Here is a 22,271-nt window from a genome sequence, read left to right as displayed (position 1 = left end):
CGCACGTACGCCACGCCGCCCTCACCACTCCTCCACCACCGCACCCGTTCCTTTTGCTATACCTAACAGGCATTTATCTGTTGTGCACCCGTATCGTCACAAGGAGTTCCACCCGTGACCGACCGCCTCGCTTCATCCGGCACCACCAGCTGCGCCGCCCCTGTCCCGGCATCCCCCGCCGCGATGACCTCCTGCGCCGGCGCCTCCCGCCCCGAGCTCCTTGCCCCTGCGGGCGGGCCCGAGGCCTTTACCGCTGCGCTCGCCGCCGGCGCCGATGCCATCTACTGCGGCATGGGCTCCTTTAACGCCCGTCGCAAGGCCGAGAACTTTACCGACGACTCCTTTGAGGCTGCCTGCCGCGCGGCGCATCTTGCAGGTGCGCGCGTCTACGTCACGGTGAACATCGTCATCAAGGAGAGCGAACTCACACGCGCGCTCAAGCTCATCCGCCGCTGCGCGGTGCTCGGAGCCGACGCCTTCATCATCCAAGACTGGGGACTCTTTGCCGCCGTGCGCGCCTGCATGCCTGAGGTCGAGACGCACATCTCCACGCAGGCCAATATCCACGACGCACGCGGCGTTGCCTGGTGCCGCGAGGCCGGGGCCGACCGCGTGACGCTCTCGCGCGAGCTCTCCGTGCCTGAGATCGCCGCTATCCACGAGGCCGAGCCCACCGTGGAGCTCGAGGTCTTTGCCCACGGCTCGATCTGCTTCTCGTATTCGGGCGTATGTCTGCTCTCGAGCTTTGCCTGCGCCGGGCGGTCCGCCAACCGCGGCATGTGCGCCCAGCCGTGTCGGCTGCCCTACGAGCTGGTAGACGAATCGGGGCGTGTTCTCTCCCCTGCCGGCCGCGAGCGTGCGCTCTGCCCGCGCGACAACAACACGGTCGAGCTCCTTCCCGAGCTGCTCGCCGCCGGAGCGCACGCGCTCAAGCTCGAGGGCCGCATGAAGGCCCCCGAGTACGTTTTTGCCGTGACGGACGCCTACCGCGGCGCCCTCGACACCGCCATGGAGGGACGCACGCCCGACGACTCTGAGCGCTCTGCACGTAACCGGCAGCTCAAGCGGTGCTTTAATCGCGACTTTACGAGCGCCTACCAAGAGGGTTGCTCGGGCGACGAGATGATGAGCTACGAACGCTCCAACAACCGCGGCGAGCTCGTGGGCGAGGTTGTGGGGTTTACGCCGCGCCGGGCACGCACCAAGGGCGAGTCGATGCGCGACGCGGCGCGCGGGGCGCGCGGCATGGCGTGCATCCGGCTGGATGCGCCGGTGGGCGCGGGCGATCTGCTCGAGCTTCGGCACGACCGCGAGCCCGACAAGTTCCTGACGGGCCTTGTGCGTGCAGATGCCTTCGCTGGCTCCGAGATTGAGGTCGAGGTCGCCCGCCCCATGCCCACCGGCTGCAAGGTGCGGCTCATCCGTAGTCAGCGGGCGCTCGATGTGGCCGACGCCGCCCTGCACCGACCGTTTGCCCGCAAGCGAGCGGTCGACGTGCGCATCGTGGCACGGCTCGGCGAGCCCTTTGTTGTGGAGCTCACCTGCTGCGAAGACCCTTCGCTGGCGGCACGCGCCGAGGGCTTTACCGTCGAGACGGCGCGCAGCCGCGCCGTTACGGCGGACGATCTGATCGAACATGTGGGACGCATGGGCTCCTCGCCCTTTGAGGCCGCGTCGTTTGCCATTGAGCTCGACGAGGACTGCGGCATGGGCTTCTCAGCCGTGCACCGCGTACGCACCGAGGCGTGCGCGGAGCTGGAGGGGGCTATCCTCGTCCCCGCGCGTACACGCGCCGAGGCGTTGACGGGCCGCAAGCTCGACCTGCGCACCTGCCGCCGCGCGCTCCAACGTGCTGGCCTTGTCGATACGACGACGAGTACCGAAGGCCACAGCAGCTTCACGCCCGTCATCTGCGCCTCCGTCGCCTCGCTCGAGGCGGCGGAGGCCGCCCGTCGGGCCGAAGCGGAGCGCATCTATGTCTCCACCGATGCGCTAGAGCAGGCCGGCGTTACCGACCCTGAGCACGCCTCTGAGCTTGGCATTATCCCCGTGCTCGATGAGGTCTGCCGTGCGGGTGACCACGAGCGACTCGACCGTTGGGTCGCGCCGGGGCTGCCCGTGGCGGTTGGCAACATCTCCGAACTTGCCCTTGCTGCAGAGCGGGACGCCCTGGCTGAGCTGCGCTCGTGCATTCCCGTGCACAACACGTTCTGCCGCGACTTCCTGGCACACCGCGGGGCGCAGGCAGCCTGGCTCTCGCCTGAGCTCACTCTCAACGAGATTGCCGAGCTCGCCCGCACTACCCCGCTCCCCCTTGGCCTTATGGTCTCGGGCCGCCCCCGCGTTATGACGAGCGAGCACTGCATCCTACAGGTGGCCGACCGCTGCATCCACGACTGCGCGCGCTGCCGCCTGCGCACCAAGCGCCTGTGGCTCAAGAACATCGACGGCAAGCGCTTTCCCGTCGAGACCGACATCCGCGGCCGCTCGCGTCTCTACACCGACCGGGCGCTCGACTTAACGCCTCAGCTCCCGCAGCTTCTTGAGGCAGGCGTTTCGCGACTGCTTGTTGACGGTACGCTCGATAGCCCCGCTGAGGTGGCCGAGCAGGTAGCGCACGTCCGCCGCGCCCTTGAGGCCGTCCGAGCGGGCCGTCGCCCTGCCGAGCGCGAGCCAGACACCTTTGCCGGCTGCCTCTTTGTAGGGGTCGATTAACCGTGGAGGCGCCCATCCTCTACCTGAGCGATACGCTCGTTGCGGTCGACAAACCGGCCGGCATCATCGTTCATGGCGACGGCACGGGCCTGCCGACGCTCACCGACCTTGTGCGCGCCGCGCTGGATGCGGAAGACACCCCGGAGCCCTCGTCGAGCCGTTCCGCTGAGCTGCAAGCGCTCAACAGGCTCGACCGCGATACCTCGGGGGTCGTACTCTTCTCGCGCAGCAAGGCAACACAGGCTGCCTACGACCGCCTCATCGCCGAGCACGCCGTCGAGAAGCGCTACCTCGCCATCGTGGTTGGACGCGTTCCCTGGGGACATCGCACCTTTACTCAACCGATTGGGCGCGACCGGCACGACGCGCGCCGCATGCGCGTGAGCCGTACCGGCAAGCCGGCGGTCACGCATGCCAAGCGCATTGCTGAGACTAGCCGCCGCGGGCGCACGGTCACACTGCTGAGCGTGACCATCGAGACCGGGCGCAAACACCAGATCCGCGTGCACCTGAGCCATGCGGGGCTCCCCATCCTCGGCGACGGCCTCTATGGCCGCCCCGACCCGCGCGGCCTCATGCTTCACGCCCGTTCGCTTGCCTTTGGCGACCCCGTCACCGGGGAGCGCGTCCGCATCGAGGCCCCGGTCCCCCAGCGCTTCGAGCGACTCTTTCCCAACGTCCCGCGCAGGTAACCTCAGAGTACGTACGCCGTCTCGCCCCGTCGGCAAGGGTGCACGTCTCCCCAGGGCCACCTCGTCCCGCAACATCCCGCCACAAAAAAGAGCCCGGCTACCGTGTGGCAACCGGGCTTTTTCTAGCACATGCGGTGTGCGCGGGTTCTTTTAGAACTCAGCGCCGCACTTCTTGCAGACGCGGATGGCAGTCTTGTGACCGTCGAGCTCGCCCTGCTTGTGGCCGACGCGCGTGGCCTGCCCGCACTTGGGGCAGACGAGCATGGCGTTGGAGGCGTCGATCTTGGCCTCCTGCGGCACGATGCCGCCGGTCTGGTTCTGCTGGTTGGGACGGACGGCCTTCTTGACGATGGCCACGCCCTCGACCTTGATCTTGCCCTCTGCCGGATAGGCGCGGAGCACGGTGCCCTGCTTGCCGCGATCCTTGCCGGAGAGAATCTTGACGGTATCGCCCTTCTTGATGGACATCTTAGCCATGAGAAGTCTCTCCTTTCTGTTACAGGGTCTCGGGAGCAAGCGAGACGATCTTCATGTACTTCTTGTCGCGGAGCTCGCGCGCCACGGGCCCGAAGATACGGGTGCCCACGGGCGAGCCGTCGTTGTTGATGACGACCGCGGCATTATCGTCAAAGCGGATGTAGGAACCGTCCTTGCGGCGGACCTCCTTCACCGTGCGGACGACGACGCACTTGACGACGTCCTTCTTCTTGACGTTGGCGCCCGGGGTGGCCTCCTGGACGGCCGCCACGATCACGTCGCCGATCCCCGCATAGCGGCGCTTGGAACCGCCAAGCACCTTGATGCAGCGAACCTTGCGCGCACCGGAGTTATCGGCAACGTTCAGCATGGTTTGCATTTGAATCATGGTAGTTCCTCCGAACTTGGGCCGGTGAGAGGTGCGCTCGTGCATCCACGGTGCACGTCACCGGCGTGAACGTAGCGTGCGACCTTACTTGGCGCGCTCGATGATCTCGACCAGGCGCCAGCGCTTCATACGGGACAGAGGACGGGTCTCCATGATGCGGACCTTGTCGCCGAGACCGGCGGAGCACTCCTCGTCGTGCGCGTGAAACTTCTTGGTGGTGGTCATCATCTTGCCGTACTTGGGGTGGCGCTTGCGCTCCGTGGTCTCGACAACGATGGTCTTGTTGCCGGAGATGGAGACGACGACGCCCTGACGGACCTTGCGCTGGTTGCGCGTAGTGTCACTCATGTTCTCTCCTTGCGATCTACTCGGTGGCAGCGGCCTTCTCCGCTGCGATTTCGCGAGCGCGCTGCTCCGTGAGGATACGGGCGATATCCTTCTTCACGGTCTTAACGCGGGCGGTGTTGTCCAGCTGGCTGGTGGCCATCTGGAACCGAAGGTTAAAGAGCTCGGCTCGGGTTTCCTTCAGCTTCTCAGCGAGCTGATCGTCGGAGAGCTCACGAATCTCTGCGGGCTTCATTACTTATCCTCCTCGGCAGCGGCAGCGGCGGCGTCCTTGGCGGCCCACTCGGCCTCCTTGGCCTCCTCGGCCGCAATCTCGGCCTCGGCGCGCTCCTCGGCGTCCTTAGCGATGACGATCTTGGTCTTGATGGGGAGCTTGTGCTGCGCCAGGCGAAGCGCCTCGCGGGCGATGGGCTCGGTAACGCCGGAAATCTCGAACATGATGCGGCCCGGCTTGACGACGGCCACCCACTCCTCCGGGTTGCCCTTACCGGAGCCCATGCGGGTCTCCGCGGGCTTCTTGGTGATGGGCTTGTCAGGGAAGATGGTGATGTAGACGCGGCCACCACGACGCATATAACGGGTCATGGCAACACGGGCGGCCTCGATCTGGCGGTTGGTGATCCAGTGGGCCTCGAGGGCCTTGAGGCCGTACTCACCGAAATGCAGCTCGGTGTTACCCTTGGCCTGGCCCTTCATGGAGCCACGCTGCACCTTACGGTGGAGAACACGCTTAGGGGCAAGCACTACTGACCCCTCCTCTCGGAGTTGTTACGGCGACGGGGGCGGCTGGTGCCCTCGAGCGCGGGGTTGGGAACAGGCTGGCCGGGGAGCTTCTCGCCCAGGTAGATCCAGACCTTCACGCCGCAGGCGCCCATGGTGGTGTGCGCGACGGCGGTGCCGTAGTCGATCTTGGCGCGGAGGGTGTGCAGCGGCACGCGACCCTCGCGGTACCACTCGCGACGACCCATCTCGGCGCCGCCGAGACGACCGGAGCACTGGATACGGATGCCCTTGGCGCCCGCCTTGGAAGCGGACTGCACGGCCTTGCGCATCGCGCGGCGGAAGGCCACGCGGCCCTCGAGCTGCTCGGCGATGGACTGGGCCACGAGCGTGGCGTCGAGCTCGGGACGCTTGATCTCCACAACGTCAACGGAGAGCTGACCCTTGGAGACGCCGGCGACCTTCTCGAGCTCGTTGCGGAGGCTGTCGATCTCGGAGCCCTTCTTGCCGATCACGATGCCGGGGCGTGCGGTGTAGATGATGATCTTCACCTTGTCGCCGGCACGCTCAATCTCGGTGCGGGAGACGGCGGCGCGGGCGAGGCGCTTCTTAATGTACTTGCGGATGGCAAGGTCGTTGCCAAGCGTCTTGGCGTAGTCCTTGTCGGCGTACCAGCGGGAGCGCCAGTTCTCGGTGATGCCAAGACGGAAGCCGGTGGGATAGACTTTCTGACCCATGGCGCGTTACGCCTCCTTTCGAGGAGCGACGACGATCGTGATGTGGCTCATGCGCTTCAGGATGCGCGATGCGGAACCCTTGGCGCGCGGACGGATGCGCTTGAGCGTCGGGCCCTCGTCGACATAGGCGGCGGCGATCACGAGATCGTCGGCGCGCATGCCGTTGTTGTGCTCGGCGTTGGCCACAGCGGAGCGCAGGACCTTCTCCACGTCCACGGCGACGGCGCGCTCGCAGAAGTGAAGGATGTCAAAGGCCTGGGCCACGGACTTGCGGCGGATAAGATCGACCACGAGACGGGCCTTGGACGGAGACACGCGCACGTACTTGGCCGTGGCGCGGACCTCGCGGGTCTCGGTATCGGTAGCTTTAGTTGCCATAGACTAGAAACCCCCTACTTGGCCTTGTGGCCACGGAACGTACGGGTGGGCGCGAACTCACCGAGCTTGTGACCGACCATGGACTCGGTGACGTACACGGGGACGTGCTTGCGACCGTCGTGGACGGCGATGGTGTGACCAACCATCTCGGGGAAGATGGTGGAGGCGCGCGACCAGGTCTTGACGACGTCCTTCTTGCCGGCCTCGTTCATCGCGATGATACGCGAGAGCAGGCGAGCTTCTACGAACGGCCCCTTTTTGAGACTTCTGCTCATAAGTCGTTATCTCCTAATTCTCGGTATCGACTACTTCTTGCGACGACGGATGATGAGGCTATTCGACGTCTTCTTCTTCTTGCGCGTGCGATAGCCCTTCGTCGGCTTGCCCCACGGAGTGACGGACGGGCGACCAGAGGTGTGGTTCTTGCCCTCGCCACCGCCGTGCGGGTGGTCGACCGGGTTCATGACGGTACCACGGACGGTCGGGCGCACGTTCATGTGGCGCTTACGGCCGGCCTTGCCGATGACGATGTTGGCGTGATCGGCGTTGCCGACCTCGCCCACCGTGGCGCGGCAGGTGATGAGCACGCGGCGCATCTCGGAGCTAGGCATACGCAGGATCGCGTACTTGCCCTCCTTGCCCATGAGCTGGCAGGCGGTGCCGGCCGAGCGGGCGATGGCAGCGCCCTTGCCGGGCTGGAACTCGATCGCGTGGATGAGCGTACCCACGGGGATCTCGGAGAGGGGCAGGGCGTTGCCCGGCTTGATGTCGGCGCCCTCGCCGGAGACGACCATGTCGCCAACCTTGAGCCCCTTGGGGGCGAGGATGTAGCGCTTCTCGCCGTCGACGTAGTGGAGCAGCGCGATGCGTGCGGAGCGGTTGGGGTCATACTCGATCGTGGCAACTTTGGCGGGCACGCCGTCCTTGTTGCGCTTGAAATCGATGCGACGGTAACGACGCTTAACGCCGCCACCCTGGTGACGCACGGTGATGCGACCGTTGTTGTTGCGGCCCGCCTTCTTGGGCAGCGGCTCGAGCAGCGACTTCTCGGGCGTGGTGCAGGTGATCTCGGCAAAGTCGGAGATCGTCTGCCAGCGGCGGCCCGCGCTGGTCGGCTTAAGGTGCTTTACAGCCATTCCAATCCCTTTCAATCTCTATCCGCTCGCCACCGCATCAGGGATTCGGGGTCTCCCCCGGGGTGCGGTGACACCGGATTACCACGGTACCGGGCGCATCTACTCTTTAAGCCCGATACCTCGACCTCCCGGCCTCCCTCTTAAGGGAGGCCCGGAATCAAGCGAAGGCGGTCTTTAGGCCTGGGTGCCAAAGATCTCGATCGTCTCGCCCTCCTTGAGGGTGACAACGGCCTTCTTCCACTGACGCGTATAGCCCGCGACGTAGCGCACGCGCTTCTTCTTGGGCTTCACGTTGATGGTGTTCACGCGGTCGACCTTCACCGAGAAGAGCTCCTCGATGGCGTCCTTAATCTGGTACTTGTTGGCATCGCGCGCAACCTCGAACGTGTACTTGTTCTGCTCCATGAGGTCATAGGAGCGCTCCGACACGATGGGGCGGATGATGATGCTGTGGGCGTCCATTTAAGCAAGCACCTCCCCAAAGTGAGCGGCAACATCGGCGGGCATCAGCAGGGCGCCGTTGTTCATGAGGTCGTAGGTGTTGGCCTCGGACGGCGTGATGATGAACGTCTTGGGGATGTTGCGGAACGACAGGTACGCGTTGATGTCGTCCTCGCGGACGATGATCGTGAGGCGCTTGCCCTCAAGACCGAGCGCCTTGAGCACGGCGACGGCGGCCTTGGTGGACGGCTTCTCAAAGCCGTAGTCGTCAACGAGGACGAGCTCGTTGTCGCGCACCTTGGCGGAGAGCGCCGAGCGCATGGCGAGCTTGACCTCCTTGTTGTTCATACGCTTGGCGTACGAACGGGGCTTGGGGGCAAACACGACGCCACCGTGACGCCACTGCGGCGCACGGATGGAGCCCTGGCGGGCACGGCCGGTGCCCTTCTGGCGCCACGGCTTCTTGCCGCCGCCGGAGACCTCAGAGCGGCCCTTGGCCGACTGGGTGCCCGCGCGCCAGCACGCCATCTGGCACTTCACGATGTGATGCATGATGTGGGTGTTCGGCTCGATGCCGTACACCGCGGAGGCGAGCTCGGTCTCGGAGACCTTCTTGCCCTCGCTGTTCTTGACTTCAAACATAGCCATTTCTGTGTTCTCCTTGGTATGACGTGGCTCTGCGTACGTGGTCGGTAGCGTTTACGCCATACGGATGGCGACCAGAGCGTTCTTGCCGCCAGGGACAGCGCCCTTGACGAGCATGAGGTTCTGCTCGGCATCGATGCGGACAACGGAGAGGTTCTTGACGGTCACGCGCTCGTTACCCATGTGACCGGCCATCTTGACGCCCTTGAGGACGCGGGCCGGGTAGGCGCACTGACCGATCGAGCCGGGGTGACGCTTGAAGTGAGAGCCGTGCGTCATCGGACCGCGGCGCTGACCCCAGCGCTTGATGCGGCCCTGGAAGCCCTTACCCTTGGAGGTGCCGATGACGTCGACCTTGGCGACGTTCTCGAAGTCGGCGACGGTGACGGTATCGCCGACCTTGTGCTCCTCGCCGTTCTCGACGCGAACCTCGCGGAGGTACCGCACGGGCTCCACGCCGGCCTTGGCGAAGTGCCCGGCCATGGGCTTGTTGACGTGCTTAGCCTTGATGTCGCCGAAGCCGATCTGAACGGCATCGTAGCCATCGGTCGCCTGAGTTTTAACCTGCGAGACGGCGCAGGGGCCAGCCTGGATGACGGTGACGGGCACGACGTTGTCGTCGTCGTCCCACACCTGGGTCATCCCGATCTTGCGGCCGAGAATCATGCTGATCATGCTGATCCTAACCCTCTGTGGTCTTGGGACCGTGTGAGCACCCCTTGCGCTCACCCCCAGCGGACCACTCCTTCTGAGCGGCGCCTATGGTTTGCCGTTCCGCCCTGCCGCCCGACATGCCCTGCAACCCGTTTGAGCAGGCCGTTTGGTCGAGACAGAATCCTCCCCATAAAGACACCGTTGCTTAGTATACACGCCGCCGGGTGTTTCCCTTACCTTCCACAAAGTCTTCGCAATGGGGTTTGGCTCCCCTACCGGGGGCTTTGGGCGGAGGGGCGGGCCGCGGTGGCCCTGCCGGGCTCCGCGCCCTTCGGGCTCGCTTCGCGAGTCGCCCGGCGGGGCCACCGCGGCCCGCCCCTCCGCCCAAAGCCCCCTGCGCCGTAGCCCCCTTGCTGCGCGGGGTCATAGGACTCTGGGGAGCGTTTTGCTGATATGTGCCCTGAGCGCATGGCTTACTGGGGATGGTGCAAAGGGTTTCGGGGTATGAAGGGGGGTAATGCGACTTAGGATGTCGCATATATGGTCCACTTTGGGAGGGAGCCATTATGGGCATGCTCGACAACAAGATTGCACTCGTTACCGCCTCTACCCGCGGAATCGGACGCGCCTGCGCGCAGAAGCTTGCGAGCGAGGGCGCTAAGGTCTACATCGCCGCCCGCAACGAGGAGCGTTCGCGCGCGCTCATCGCCGAGATCGAAAAGGCTGGCGGACAAGCCGCCTATGTGCGCTTTGATGCCTCCGATAAGTCCACCTACCCTGGCTGCGTGAAGGATGTGGTGGAGCGTGAGGGACGACTCGACATCCTTGTCAACAACTACGGGTCGACCGACGTCAAGCGCGACTTTGATGTGGCCAACACCCGCGTGGAGGACTTTGAGGACATCGTGATGGACAACGTCCGCAGCGTCTACGAGACCTCGCAGCAGGCCATCCGCGCCATGAAGGACGTCGGGCCCCTCGCCATCGTCAACATCGCCTCCACCGGCGGCGTCTACCCCGACCTCTCGCGCGAGGCCTACGGCCTTGCCAAGGCGGCCATCATCCGCCTCACCAAGGACATCGCCATCCAGTACGCGCGCCAAGGCGTGCGCGCCAACGTGGTCTGCCCCGGCAGCATCGCCACCGAGGCCCTCATGGACAACATGAGCGAGGAGTTCATCAAGGCCTTCCTCACCACCATCCCGCTGAACCGTCTGGGTGAGCCCGAGGAGATCGCCAACGCGGTGCTCTTCTACGCCTCCGACATGTCGTCGTACGTGACGGGCGGTGTTATGGAGGTCTCGGGCGGCACCGGCCTCGGCTCGCCCATGTACCCGCTCTACCAGATGATGGACAAGCGCGGCTAACCCATTCATTTTGGGACGGGGTTGTTTTCGTTCCCCTCCCCTATCCATAGGTTCGATTCACTCGTGTTTTGAGCGGAATCCCGGGCAAAAACGCGTACGCTGAGTGAGAACGCCGGCCCCGCACCCGCACCCCCTAACGCAAAAAGCCCCCGGCTCGCAGGGAGCCGAGGGCTTTACGCAGCGTAGCTAGCGCGACAGCTTAGAGCTTGATGTCGATGTCCACGCCCGCGGGGAGGTCGAGACGCATGAGCGAGTCGACGGTGCCCGAGGTGGGGTCGAGGATGTCGATGAGGCGCTTGTGGGTGCGCATCTCAAACTGCTCGCGGGAGTCCTTGTCCACGTGCGGCGAGCGGATGACCGTGTAGAGGTTGCGCTCGGTCGGCAGCGGGATGGGGCCGGACACACGGGCACCGGTCTTCTGAGCGGTGTCGACGATGAGCTTCGCGGACTGGTCCACGACCTCGTGATCATAGCCCTTGAGGCGGATCCTGATCTTCTGGCTAGGCAATTGATACCTCCAAATTAAGCGCGAGAGACACCTCGCGACGTTCCAATAGTGCGAGGAGCCTTACGCGTTGCCGCCGGCCTTGGCGATGACCTCGTCGGTGACCGACTTGGGCGCGGGCTCGTAGGAATCGAACTGCATGGTGTAGCTCGCGCGGCCCTGGGTCTGCGAACGCAGGTCGGTCGCGTAGCCGAACATCTCGCCCAGCGGCACCTTGGCGCGGATGACCTTGTTGCCGGAGCGGTCGTCCATGCCCTCGATCTTGCCGCGGCGGCCAGAGAGGTTGCCCATGACGTCGCCCATGTACTGCTCGGGGGTCTCGACCTCAACGGCCATCATCGGCTCGAGCAGAATCGGGTCGGACTTCTTGAGGGCGTCCTTGATGGCCATGGAGCCGGCGATCTTGAACGCGGCCTCGGAGGAGTCGACCTCGTGGTAGGAGCCGTCGAAGAGGGTCACCTTGACGTCGACCACCGGGTAACCGGCGATGACGCCGGTCTCGAGCGCCTCCTGAATGCCCTTGTCGATCGAAGGGATGTACTCCTTCGGCACGACGCCGCCGACGATGGCGTTGACGAACTCGTAGCCGAAGCCCTCCTCCATCTTCTCGAGCTTGATGACGGCGTGGCCGTACTGGCCGCGACCGCCGGACTGACGCACGAACTTGCCCTCGGCGCGGTCGACGTCGTGGCCCGGAGCCTCACGGTAGGCAACCTGCGGCTTACCGACGTTGGCCTCGACCTTGAACTCGCGAAGCAGGCGGTCGACGATGATCTCGAGGTGCAGCTCGCCCATGCCGGCGATGATGGTCTGGCCGGTCTCGTGGTCGGTGCGCACCTGGAAGGTCGGGTCCTCCTCGGCGAGCTTGGCAAGCGCCATAGACATCTTGTCCTGCTCGGCCTTGGTCTTGGGCTCAACGGCAACGTCGATAACCGGGTCGGGGAACTCCATGGACTCGAGGATGATCTCGTGGCCCTCCTCGCAGAGGGTGTCACCGGTGGTGGTGTTCTTGAGACCCACGGCGGCGAGGATGTCGCCGGTGGAGGCGCCGTCGACGTCGATACGGTCGTTGGCGTTCATCTCGAGGATGCGGCCAAAGCGCTCGCGCTGGCCGTTGGTGGCGTTGACCACGTAGGAGCCGGCGTCGATATGGCCGGAGTAAACGCGGAAGAACGTGAGCTTACCGACGAACGGGTCCGTGGCGATCTTGAAGGCGAGCGCGGAGAACGGCGCGTCGTTGCTGGCCTCGCGGGTGTCGGTCTCGCCGGTCTTGGGGTTGGTGCCCTCCACCGGGGGAACGTCGAGCGGGCTCGGCAGATAGTCGACGACGGCGTCGAGCAGCTCCTGAACGCCCTTGTTCTTGTAAGCGGAGCCCACGAGAACGGGGTTGAGCTCGTTGGCGAGCACGCCGGCACGGATGGCGGCCTTGAGCTTCTCCACGGGGATCTCCTGATCCTCGAGAATCATCTCCATGAGCTCGTCATCGTAGTTGGCGGCGGCGTCGAGCAGCTCCTCGCGCTTCTCGGCGGCGATGTCGGCAAACTCGGCCGGGATCTCGTCCATCGGCTCGGGGTAGGTCATGCCCTTGTCGTCGGCCTTGAAGTCCCACGCGGTCATGGTCACGAGGTCGATGACGCCCCAGAAGTTGTCCTCGGCGCCCATCGGGACCTGAATGGCCACGGCGTTGGCGTGGAGGCGCTCCTTCATGGTGTCGATGGCGTGCCAGAAGTCGGCGCCCACGCGGTCGTACTTGTTGATGAAGGCGATGCGCGGAACGTTGAAGTTGCGGGCCTGACGCCACACGGTCTCGGACTGCGGCTGCACGCCGGCAACGGCGTCAAACACGGCCACAGCGCCGTCGAGGACGCGAAGCGAACGCTCGACCTCGGCCGTAAAGTCCACGTGGCCCGGGGTGTCGATGATCTGGATGCGGTAGGCCGGACCCTCGCCCGCCTTGCCGCCCTTGTGCCAGAAGCACGTGGTGGCAGCGGAGGTGATGGTCACGCCGCGCTCCTGCTCCTGGACCATCCAGTCCATGGTGGCAGCGCCCTCGTGCACCTCACCAATCTTGTGGGTCTTGCCGGTGTAGTAGAGGATGCGCTCGGTCGTGGTGGTCTTACCGGCATCGATGTGGGCCATGATGCCGATGTTGCGGGTCTCGGACAGCTTGTACTTAGCCTTAGCCATGAGTGTCTACCCTTTCCCTTACCAGCGATAGTGCGAGAACGCGCGGTTGGCCTCGGCCATCTTGAAGACGTCCTCGCGGCGCTTCACCGAAGCGCCCACGCCGTTGGAGGCGTCGAGGATCTCGTTGGCGAGACGCTCGGCCATGGTCTTCTCCTTGCGGGCACGCGAGAAGTTGACGATCCAGCGGATGGCGAGCTGGGTGGAACGACGGGAGTTGACCTCCATGGGCACCTGATAGGTGGCGCCACCGACACGCTTGGGCTTGCACTCGAGCGTGGGCTTGACGTTCTCCATGGCCTTCTTGAACACGGCGAGGGCGTCGCCGTCGGACTTCTGGGCGACGATGTCGAAGGCGCCGTAGACGATGCGCTCGGCGGTGGACTTCTTGCCGTCCAGGAGGACCTTGTTGATGAGCTGGGTCACGAGGCGGTTGTTGTAAACAGCATCAGGCTGGACCTCGCGACGATGAGTCTTGGATGCACGACGCGGCATGAATAATCTCCTTCGGTATCTGCCGGGCTGTATGGTTCTGGCGGGCGCTAGGCCCTACCCGGCGTTACGTGGGTGTCTCGTGTTAGTTCTTCGGACGCTTCGCGCCGTAGCGGGAGCGGGACTGCTTGCGGTTGTTGACCGGAGCGCAGTCGTAGGCACCGCGGATGATCTTGTAACGGACACCAGGGAGGTCGCGCACACGGCCGCCGCGGATGGCGACGATGGAGTGCTCCTGCAGGTTGTGGCCCTCACCGGGGATGTAGGCCGTGACCTCGATGCCGTTGACGAGGCGCACACGGGCGACCTTACGAAGGGCCGAGTTCGGCTTCTTGGGGGAGGTGGTGAACACGCGGGTGCACACGCCACGCTTCTGCGGGTTGTGCTGCAGCGCCGCGTTCTTGGACTTCGCGGGCTTGGACTTGCGGCCCTTGAGGACCAGCTGGTTGATAGTAGGCAAAGCTAACTCCTTCTCAATACTCCAGCTATTGAATAAAAGGTGCAACGGCTAGCCCCGGGGCGTCAGCATCCACCCACGAAACAGCAATGCTTGATTCTACGCGCGCGAGGTTCGGTGTCAACAGACCACGGCTCCGGGCGTATCCTGATTCTGACTCGATTGCGCGAAATCTCCACATGCAGCGGGGGGGGTGGGGCGTGAGCGCTCGGCGGGACCGGGCCGCGGCGGGCCGGTTTTCGGCGAGCGTGGCAACCGGATCGGCGGAGGGTCGAGACAAACCGGCGCACCCAGCGATTTCTCCTTGTAACTACCAGTGCTAAACTTCACCCTATCCTCCTCCCCACCATCTGCGTCCATCCTCGCAAAACCTCGCTTCCCACCAGCTGCGGCCACCCGCACCAACTCCGCTCCCCCACCGCCTGCCCTCCTGCTGTGCAAAACCGCGTGCAATGAACCCGGCAGTGAACCCGCAAATGCATCCTTGGAGAAACCGCTGGTCAGCTACCGTACATATCTTTCGCTCGTGAACCCTCGCTGACACAAACCCTCGAAATGCGCGAATTCGGGTTCATTACCGCGTTTTTTGCACAGTGAGGTTGGGCCGTCTGATGTCCTAGCACCCTCACCGCTCATGTTCATTCCTCTGTATCTAGCCGAGCCTGCCCCCCCGCAGCCAATTTGCCGGGCCCACGACTCCCCTACAGCCAGTGTCTTAGGACGAACCTGCGCAGCGCTTCCTGCCGGTCATCGAAATCAGCCGGGAATCGCGTTGCCCGCAACCCAACCTCCGCTCGGATCTTCGCGAGAATGCGCCGATACCTCATCGTATCGAAGAACGCCCAGCGCCAGATGCGCACCACGTGGTAGCCCATGGTGTCGAGGGCGTTGTCGCGTTCGCTGTCGTCCGCCTGGCGCTCCTCTTCCTCATGACGCATGCCCATGTACTCGATGAGCAGCCGGGCGGGGGCGATATACGCGTCGGCAAAGAACTCCCGCCGACCGGTCATGCGACGCGCGGTCCCCGTAATCGCGATGGAATGGTTCATGGTCACCCTGTGGATGCCGAGCCCTCCGTCTCGCCTCGGTAGCACGAGTGTCATGGTTGATGCCGTCTCCATAGGGCTGCGGGAGCCATCGCGAGCGTAGCGCACCGCACGCAGTGCCTGGGGGACACCGTGCATACCCCGCATGGACCGAAAGAACGTCTCGAGCTCGCAGCAGCTGGTGAGCGGCGCGACCTCCCGGTAAGACTCCCCCTCCTCAATCGGCAGCTCATAGCCCCCGCAGAGCTCGTAGTAGTATTCCACCAGCTCAAGGTAGTCAAGGTCCTGCCCCGCAAGGAGCGCACAGAAGCGCGGATCGACAGCGAAGATCCCCGTATCGAGCCGCACCAACGCATGCGCGGGCAGCTCGTGCCTGCAAACGTGGCATTTGATGCCTGGCATGCGTCGGCGCTCTTTGGGCTCAGATACCAGCAACTCGAGTGTTTCGAGCTTCGATGCCGGGATGCCGTATGAGATGAGGAGCGCCCGCGCGCGGGCAACCTCATCCGCCTGCGGAGCACCCGTTTTGAGGGGACTCGACACCCCAGGAAACTTCGGCAGGTAACGGGGCCGCGCGGGCGCGCGGTACAGCAGACGAACGGCGCTATGTGACAGGACGATACTCATGCCCTTATGTTCGCGCGCGATCGAGTGCAGGTGACGACAATCTCATTTTTCTGGTCCCGTTCTTGCCAAAAGCTGTCACGAATCTAACCGCCCGGTTAGATTCCCGTTAGATTCGTGCAAGAACTGGTCAGAAACTAGTTAGACGTTCGCTGAAGCGGTTTAAGTTTGCTGGTTGAAACTTTACTTGAAGCGAATCGCCACGCAACCTCCATGCCCCGTCGCGCTTGCGTGCCCACACCGCTGAAGACACCCGGCGCTCTGGATTCGCGCGCACCCGAGAGCCGGGTTCACGAGCGGGTTCATTGCCGCAAGTCCTGCCCGGGTTTTTCGCTGTTTGGCGCGCGCCGTGAACCCGGCAATGAACCCGGTAGTGAACCCGCAGCTCAGCGCGGTGTCCAAAAGAGGCGTAATCGACCGGCTCGATGGGCCTGGCTAGGGCGACTGCGGGGCGGGTTTCGGTTGCGGGTTTCGAGGAGGCGGACGGCGGGGCGGGATGATCGCCGAGGAGGCTAGGGCGGCCGTCAAGGGCGGAGGTGGCATGCGGCTGGGTGGGCCGCTGCGGGGCGAGTTGCGGCTCGCCCCGCGCCCGCGCCCGTCGCGCGACCTACCTCGATGAGAGGCTCTCGTGGTAGCGACGGCCTATCGGCACGCGGGTGCCGTCCGCGAGCTCGACCTTTGCGTGGCGCGCTGCGGCCACTTCGGCGCGGTTGACCACGTAGCAGCGGTGAATCTGCACGAACCCCGCCCCGCGCAGGCGCTCGGCATATTCCGAGATCTTGCCCCGCATCCGAAACGTTCCGCAGCGGGCGTAGACCATCAGATAGTGCCGACGAGACTCCAGGTAGAGAATGCTCTCGAGCGGGATGCGCACAAGGGCATTCCCGCTTTGCAGTGTCAGGTGCGCGCTTGCCATGGCGCTCACCGCCCCTCGGCTCGGTCGCCGTCGCGCTTGCGACCCTCTCGGTCGAGCCCCTCGAGGTAGGTGTAGATGCGCTCTGCGCACAGCGCGTCCTCCCCCATCTGGGAGAGCAGATGGTCAGGATCCTCAAGCGCAACGTCCCGCTCATCGATGAGGTAGCGCAGCGCCCGTCCGAGCGTCACCACATCGTAGTCGAGATGGTAGAAGTCGACGCTGCCCCCGCCCGCCAGCGTCATCTCCACGGTGATGGGATACATCGGCGTCGGGATCCCGCGCGTCCACGGTGTGGTAACGATCTGCCGGCTCCAACTGAGGCGCACGCCCGTGACCGCCGCCGTGGCGATGCGGATGTCCACCTCGGGATTCCGCCCGCGCAGCACGTCCCAGGCATAGCGCGGCCAATCCGAGGTCACGCCCAGCGAGCGGCAACGGATCTCGTCTTCGGTAAGCTGCCAATAGCGAGCTGAGGTAATCACCACCGACAGCACGAGCATTCCGAGGAGCAGCGCTAGAAGCACGCTCAAAACGCAGCGCGCAACAGGCGGAAGGGAGGCTAGCGCCACCGCGTCGTTGCCCAGAAGGGCCCACTGCCCCGTGACTGCCGTGATGGCGGCCAGACACGTCAGTGCGCAGATCAAGACGATGGTTGCCCGCGAGCGCGTCTTTCCGATGGTAAAGGTCTTCATGGCTCCTCCCTGTCGAGCGTCTTCACATCGCCCGGCCGAGCGTTCGCCATGAGTATAGCCAGCCCGCACGGCGCCTACGCCGTCCGTGGCACGAACGACATACCAAAGCGGCCCGCTCCCCTTGCGGAAAGCGGGCCGCTGTCAGCGGACTATGGCGGTAAGCGTCCTTGCCTAGCCGATGGTCTCCTCGTCGTCAACGTCGGAGTCATCAGAGTCGACGAGCTCGTTCAGCAGCGCGTCGAGCGAGGCCATGTCCTCGTTGATCACGTCAGACGACGCGCTCTGGCTCGAGGTGTCTGCCGGAGCGCCGAGCATCTCCTCGTCGGAATCGAGGTGGTGGCGCGGGGCGCTCGTGCCGAGCAGAATCTCGTCCGGGCCGTCCGGCGAGAAGACCATCTGCAGCAGCTGCGAGAGGTCCTCGGCGTCGGCCTTGTCGCCGTCGTTGTCGAGGATGTAGAGCAGGTTGTGCTGCTCAAGGCCGGCGCGCAGCTCCTCGAGGGCTTTGTGGCCGATGCCGTCGATCCGCAGCAGGTCCTCCTCGGACTTACCCACCAGGTCGCCGACGGTCTCGATGCCCACCTCGCTGAACTTGTTGGTCCAGCGCTGGCTCACGCCGAGGTCGTCAAATAGGTAGAGCTTGGCCTCCTCCGCGGTGACCGTGCGGCCGTTGCGGGTGAGCGAGCCGTCGCCGCCGCCGAGCTCGTCGTAGCTCGTCCAGTCAACATCGGGCGGAAGCTTCTCGTCGAGCTCCTTGAGCTCCTCGGGCGCCCAGTCGGGCAGCGTCTTGGCCGCAGGCGAGGTCGGGCCTTCGATGGGCTCGTAGCCGTCGGCCGTGCGGTAGGTGAGCTGCGCCTGCGCGTAGGGCTTGAGGCCCGTGCCCGCGGGGATCTTCTTGCCCACGATGACGTTGCTCTTGAGGTCGAGCAGGTGGTCGACCTTGCCCTCGATGGCCGCCTCGGTGAGCACGCCCGCCGTACGGATGAACGAGGCCGAGGAGAGCCAGGAGTCAATGGACGCGGCAACCTTGAGGGTGCCCAGAATCGCGGGCTCAGCCGCGGGAGCCTGGCCACCCATGCGGGCGATGCGCTCCACCTCGTCGGCAAACTCGTAGCGGTCGACGTACTGACCGAGCAGGTACTTGGAGTCGCCGGGGTTGGTGATCTGCACGCGGCGCAGCATCTGGCGCGCGATGACCTCGATGTGCTTGTCGTTCAGCGCAACACCCTGCGAGGTATAGACCTCCTTGACGTTCTCCACGAAGGTATGCATCGTCGACTCGATGTCGGTGAGCTTGCGGAGGTTGCGGAAGTTGACGAAGCCCTTGGTGAGCTGGTCGCCGGCGCGGACCTCGCAGCCGTCCTTGATGTCGGGCATGAAGCGCACCGACGCCGGGACGCGGATCTCGTCGATCACGCGGCCGGGGTTGTCGATGTCGGAGATGGTGAGCACGTACTCGCTCTTCTCGGGCTTGATGGAGAGCAGACCCGAGTGCGGCGCGAGGTCGGCCTCGCGACCGAGGATCTTCTCGTTAACGTTGCCGACGACGTCGAACATACGGCCAACCGTAGGCAGACCCTGGGTAATGTCGTCAACGCCTGCAACGCCGCCGGAGTGAATGGTACGCATCGTGAGCTGGGTGCCCGGCTCGCCGATCGACTGAGCGGCGATGATGCCCACCGCGGTGCCGATGGCAACGGGGCGACGCGTGGAGAGGTCCCAGCCGTAGCACTTCTGGCACACGCCGTACTTGGAGCGGCAGGTGAGGAGCGCACGCAGCTTGACCTTCTTGAGCCCGGCGTTGAGCATCTTCTGGATGTCGGCCTCGGACTCGATGTAGTCGTCCGCATGGAAGAGCACCTCGCCCTCGGGCGTCACGACGTCCTCGATGAAGCAGCGGCCCACGAGGTCGGCGTTGAGCTTCTCCTCGCCGTTCTCGTTGGTCATGAGCTTGTAGGTCACGCCCTCGGTGGTGCCGCAGTCCTCCTCGCGCACGATGACGTCCTGCGCCACGTCGACCAGACGACGGGTGAGGTAACCCGAGTCGGAGGTGTGCGACGCGGTGTCGACCAGGCCCTTACGGGCGCCGTAGGTCGAGATGAAGTACTCGAGCGGCAGCAGGCCCTCGCGGAAGTTGGCCTTAATGGGAAGGTCGATCGTCTCACCGGACATGTCCGCCATGAGGCCGCGCATGCCGCCGAGCTGACGCAGCTGGGTCTTAGAACCACGGGCGCCGGAGTCGGCCATCATGTAGAGCGGGTTCTCCTCGTCGAACATGTCGAGCATGAGGGTCGACACCTTGTTGGTCGCCTCGGTCCAGGCGTTAACGACCTCGGTGTGGCGCTCCTGCTCGTTGATGAAGCCTTCCTCGAAGTAGGCGTTGATCTGGTCGACGTCCGCCTGGGTCTTGGCAAGGATCTCGGGCTTCTCGGACGGGATGAGCGCGTCCCACAGCGAGATGGTGAGGCCGGCGCGGGTAGCGTAGTGGAAGCCGGTGTACTTGATGTTGTCGAGGATCGGCGCCACCTCGGCCTGCGGATAGCGGTCGCAGCAGTCGGAGACGAGGCGCTTCACGTCGCCGGAGTTCATCTTGTAGTTGATGAACTCATAGTCGGCCGGCAGGCACTGCTTGTTAAAGATGATACGGCCGATCGAGGTCTCGAAGCGCGCGGTCTTGGCGCCCGTGACGTCGAGCTCAACGATGTCGCCGCCGCCGTTGTTGATGCGGAACGTGCGGGTGCCGTCCTCGGCGATCACGTTGGCGTCGGCGGCGCTCACGCGCACCTCGATCTTGGCCTGAAGGTCGATCTCGGTACGGGCGTCGTAGGCGTTGAGCGCGTCATCGAAGCTCGCGAACACGTGGCCCTCACCCTGCATGCCCTCGCGCATCTGCGTGAGGTAGTACACGCCGATGATCATGTCCTGACGCGGGGTGTTGACGGGCTTGCCCGATGCCGGCGAGCGCAGGTTGTTGGACGAGAGCATGAGCACGCGCGCCTCGGCCTGAGCCTGGAGCGAGAGCGGCACATGGACCGACATCTGGTCGCCGTCGAAGTCCGCGTTGAAGGGCTCGCAGACGAGCGGGTGCAGGTGGATGGCCTTGCCCTCCACGAGCACGGGCTCAAAGGCCTGGATCGAGAGGCGGTGCAGGGTAGGCGCGCGGTTGAGGAGCACGAGGCGGCCCTGAATGACCTCCTCGAGGATGTCCCACACGTAGCTCGCGGAGCGGTCGATAGCGAGCTTGGCGCCCTTGATGTTCTCGACCTTGCCGAGCTCGACGAGGCGCTTCATCACAAACGGCTTGAAGAGCTCGAGCGCCATGGTCTTGGGCAGGCCGCACTGATGGAGCTTGAGCTCCGGGTCGGTAACGATAACCGAACGGCCGGAGTAGTCCACGCGCTTACCGAGCAGGTTCTGACGGAAGCGGCCCTGCTTGCCCTTGAGGGCCTCGGCGAGCGACTTGAGCGGACGACCGCCACGACCCACGACCGGACGGCCGCGACGGCCGTTGTCGAAGAGCGCGTCCACGGCCTCCTGCAGCATGCGCTTCTCGTTGTTGACGATGATCGCCGGGGCGTCGAGGTCGAGCAGGCGCTTCAGGCGGTTGTTGCGGTTGATGACGCGACGGTAGAGGTCGTTCAAGTCCGACGCAGCAAAGCGGCCGCCGTCGAGCTGCACCATCGGGCGCAGGTCGGGCGGAATGACCGGGATGACGTCGAGGATCATGTTGGCCGGGTCGTTGTGGCCCTTGAGGAAGGCGTCGACGACCTCGAGGCGCTTCACGGCCTTCTCGCGGCGCTGCTTCTGGCCGTCCTCGTCGGCGATGATGGCCTTGAGGGTCGCGGCCTCCTGCTCGAGGTCGATGGCCGAGAGCAGCTCGCGGATGGCCTCGGCGCCCATGTCGCCCGAGAAGTACATCGAGTAGTAGCGCTTCATCTCGCGGAAGAGCGGCTCATCGGAGATGAGGTCGCGCTCGTGGAGCTTCATGAAGGCGTTGAAAGCGTCGGTGCGGAGCTCCTTCTCGTCCTTCGTCTCCTCCTCGATGTCAATGATCCCGGCGGCGATCTCCTCCTGGGTGAGGGGCTCCTCGTCGGAGAACTCATCGAAGTTCTCGGGGTTGCCCTGCTCTTTGAGGCTCTCGATCTGGCGGGCGCACTCGGCGTCGAGCTCCTCGAGGTCGGCGGCAAGCTCCTCGCGCAGGTCGTCAGCATCGGCCTCGCGGGCCTCGTAGTCCACGTGGGTCACGATGTAGCTCGCGAAGTAGAGCACCTTCTCGAGGTCCTTGGACTTGATGTCCAGAAGACGACTCATGGGGAAGCTCGTGGGGCTCTTGAAGTACCAGATGTGGCTCACGGGCGCGGCCAGCTCGATGTGGCCCATGCGCTCGCGGCGCACCTTGGCGGTGGTCACCTCAACGCCGCAGCGCTCGCAGACGATACCCTTAAAGCGGATGCCCTTGTACTTGCCGCAGGAGCACTCCCAGTCCTTTGCGGGACCGAAGATCTTCTCGCAGAACAGGCCGTCCTTCTCGGGCTTGAGGGTACGGTAGTTGATGGTCTCGGGCTTCTTGACCTCGCCGTGCGACCAGGAGCGGATCTGGTCGGCGGAGGCAAGCGAGATCTTTACCGCATCAAAATCAGTAGCTTCGAAATCTGCCACAGTC

Annotated in this window: 22 protein-coding genes and 1 pseudogene; 3 read left to right on the top strand and 20 right to left on the bottom strand. The window is 64.7% G+C overall.

Annotation, left to right across the window (positions count from 1 at the left end; translation table 11 throughout):
- Window positions 1-114: 114 nt before the first annotated feature.
- Both B5G20_RS01610 and B5G20_RS01605 read left to right on the top strand, forming a co-directional pair.
- Window positions 115-2,715 carry a U32 family peptidase gene (locus B5G20_RS01610; RefSeq protein WP_343283983.1) on the top strand — a complete coding sequence of 867 codons (2,601 nt, stop codon included), beginning with the start codon at window positions 115-117 and terminating at the stop codon, window positions 2,713-2,715.
- Window positions 2,716-2,717: 2 nt separating this feature from the next.
- Complete coding sequence (locus B5G20_RS01605; RefSeq protein WP_087354359.1) at window positions 2,718-3,407, top strand: RluA family pseudouridine synthase; 690 nt, start codon at window positions 2,718-2,720, stop codon at window positions 3,405-3,407.
- Window positions 3,408-3,557: 150 nt separating this feature from the next.
- On the opposite strand, the gene rplX is transcribed toward B5G20_RS01605, so the two are convergent.
- The 12 genes and pseudogenes from rplX to rplC form a co-directional block, all read right to left on the bottom strand.
- Window positions 3,558-3,884 (bottom strand): 50S ribosomal protein L24, encoded by a 327-nt coding sequence (gene rplX, locus B5G20_RS01600; RefSeq protein WP_087354357.1) that lies wholly within the window; start codon window positions 3,882-3,884, stop codon window positions 3,558-3,560.
- Between the two features lie 19 nt (window positions 3,885-3,903).
- Entirely contained in the window at window positions 3,904-4,272 is a 369-nt protein-coding gene (gene rplN / locus B5G20_RS01595) for a 50S ribosomal protein L14 (RefSeq protein WP_087354355.1), read from the bottom strand.
- A gap of 84 nt (window positions 4,273-4,356) precedes the next feature.
- Window positions 4,357-4,620: a 30S ribosomal protein S17 gene (gene rpsQ, locus B5G20_RS01590; protein WP_087354352.1), complete on the bottom strand. Its 264-nt coding sequence runs from the start codon at window positions 4,618-4,620 to the stop codon at window positions 4,357-4,359.
- 16 nt (window positions 4,621-4,636) lie between these two features.
- Window positions 4,637-4,852 carry a 50S ribosomal protein L29 gene (rpmC, locus tag B5G20_RS01585; RefSeq protein ID WP_087205190.1) on the bottom strand — a complete coding sequence of 72 codons (216 nt, stop codon included), beginning with the start codon at window positions 4,850-4,852 and terminating at the stop codon, window positions 4,637-4,639.
- Window positions 4,853-4,971: 119 nt separating this feature from the next.
- A pseudogene (rplP, locus tag B5G20_RS01580) lies at window positions 4,972-5,361 on the bottom strand (50S ribosomal protein L16); the annotation flags it as partial.
- Window positions 5,361-6,074 carry a 30S ribosomal protein S3 gene (gene rpsC, locus B5G20_RS01575; RefSeq protein ID WP_087354349.1) on the bottom strand — a complete coding sequence of 238 codons (714 nt, stop codon included), beginning with the start codon at window positions 6,072-6,074 and terminating at the stop codon, window positions 5,361-5,363. The gene rpsC and the pseudogene rplP, both read right to left, overlap by 1 nt.
- A 6-nt stretch (window positions 6,075-6,080) precedes the next feature.
- Window positions 6,081-6,452, bottom strand: coding sequence for a 50S ribosomal protein L22 (gene rplV, locus B5G20_RS01570; RefSeq protein ID WP_087354347.1), 372 nt, complete (start codon window positions 6,450-6,452; stop codon window positions 6,081-6,083).
- Window positions 6,453-6,466: 14 nt separating this feature from the next.
- Window positions 6,467-6,727: a 30S ribosomal protein S19 gene (rpsS, locus tag B5G20_RS01565; protein WP_006720289.1), complete on the bottom strand. Its 261-nt coding sequence runs from the start codon at window positions 6,725-6,727 to the stop codon at window positions 6,467-6,469.
- Between the two features lie 30 nt (window positions 6,728-6,757).
- Window positions 6,758-7,588 (bottom strand): 50S ribosomal protein L2, encoded by an 831-nt coding sequence (gene rplB / locus B5G20_RS01560; RefSeq protein WP_087354345.1) that lies wholly within the window; start codon window positions 7,586-7,588, stop codon window positions 6,758-6,760.
- Window positions 7,589-7,762: 174 nt separating this feature from the next.
- Complete coding sequence (gene rplW / locus B5G20_RS01555; RefSeq protein WP_087354342.1) at window positions 7,763-8,050, bottom strand: 50S ribosomal protein L23; 288 nt, start codon at window positions 8,048-8,050, stop codon at window positions 7,763-7,765.
- Window positions 8,051-8,677: a 50S ribosomal protein L4 gene (gene rplD / locus B5G20_RS01550; RefSeq protein ID WP_087354340.1), complete on the bottom strand. Its 627-nt coding sequence runs from the start codon at window positions 8,675-8,677 to the stop codon at window positions 8,051-8,053.
- A gap of 51 nt (window positions 8,678-8,728) precedes the next feature.
- A complete protein-coding gene (rplC, locus tag B5G20_RS01545) occupies window positions 8,729-9,349 on the bottom strand; it encodes a 50S ribosomal protein L3 (protein ID WP_087354338.1) in 621 nt (206 codons plus the stop codon).
- A 545-nt stretch (window positions 9,350-9,894) separates the two neighbouring features.
- Between rplC and B5G20_RS01540 the strand changes: the two genes are divergently transcribed.
- Window positions 9,895-10,695, top strand: coding sequence for an SDR family NAD(P)-dependent oxidoreductase (locus B5G20_RS01540; protein ID WP_087354336.1), 801 nt, complete (start codon window positions 9,895-9,897; stop codon window positions 10,693-10,695).
- Window positions 10,696-10,894: 199 nt separating this feature from the next.
- On the opposite strand, the gene rpsJ is transcribed toward B5G20_RS01540, so the two are convergent.
- From rpsJ to B5G20_RS01500, 8 genes are all read right to left on the bottom strand, one after another.
- Window positions 10,895-11,203: a 30S ribosomal protein S10 gene (gene rpsJ / locus B5G20_RS01535; RefSeq protein ID WP_087354334.1), complete on the bottom strand. Its 309-nt coding sequence runs from the start codon at window positions 11,201-11,203 to the stop codon at window positions 10,895-10,897.
- Window positions 11,204-11,263: 60 nt separating this feature from the next.
- On the bottom strand, window positions 11,264-13,387 hold the full coding sequence (gene fusA / locus B5G20_RS01530) for an elongation factor G (RefSeq protein WP_087354332.1): 2,124 nt from the start codon (window positions 13,385-13,387) through the stop codon (window positions 11,264-11,266).
- An 18-nt stretch (window positions 13,388-13,405) separates the two neighbouring features.
- The gene (gene rpsG, locus B5G20_RS01525) at window positions 13,406-13,879 is read right to left on the bottom strand and encodes a 30S ribosomal protein S7 (RefSeq protein ID WP_087354331.1); all 474 of its coding nucleotides are present in this window, start codon (window positions 13,877-13,879) and stop codon (window positions 13,406-13,408) included.
- Window positions 13,880-13,961: 82 nt separating this feature from the next.
- Window positions 13,962-14,336, bottom strand: a complete 375-nt coding sequence (gene rpsL / locus B5G20_RS01520) for a 30S ribosomal protein S12 (RefSeq protein ID WP_087205201.1) — start codon at window positions 14,334-14,336, stop codon at window positions 13,962-13,964.
- A gap of 698 nt (window positions 14,337-15,034) precedes the next feature.
- Window positions 15,035-15,781: a DUF559 domain-containing protein gene (locus B5G20_RS01515; protein ID WP_158094356.1), complete on the bottom strand. Its 747-nt coding sequence runs from the start codon at window positions 15,779-15,781 to the stop codon at window positions 15,035-15,037.
- 829 nt (window positions 15,782-16,610) lie between these two features.
- Window positions 16,611-16,919: a LytTR family DNA-binding domain-containing protein gene (locus tag B5G20_RS01510; protein WP_087354327.1), complete on the bottom strand. Its 309-nt coding sequence runs from the start codon at window positions 16,917-16,919 to the stop codon at window positions 16,611-16,613.
- 5 nt (window positions 16,920-16,924) lie between these two features.
- Entirely contained in the window at window positions 16,925-17,611 is a 687-nt protein-coding gene (locus tag B5G20_RS01505) for a hypothetical protein (RefSeq protein WP_087354325.1), read from the bottom strand.
- Window positions 17,612-17,782: 171 nt separating this feature from the next.
- Window positions 17,783-22,267 carry a DNA-directed RNA polymerase subunit beta' gene (locus B5G20_RS01500; RefSeq protein WP_204207613.1) on the bottom strand — a complete coding sequence of 1,495 codons (4,485 nt, stop codon included), beginning with the start codon at window positions 22,265-22,267 and terminating at the stop codon, window positions 17,783-17,785.
- Window positions 22,268-22,271 lie beyond the last annotated feature (4 nt).

Source organism: Collinsella sp. An7, from assembly GCF_002159335.1.
Taxonomy (GTDB): Bacteria; Actinomycetota; Coriobacteriia; order Coriobacteriales; family Coriobacteriaceae; genus Coprousia.
Note: the sequence above shows the minus strand (reverse complement) of the source record. Positions and strands in the feature narration are given on the sequence as shown.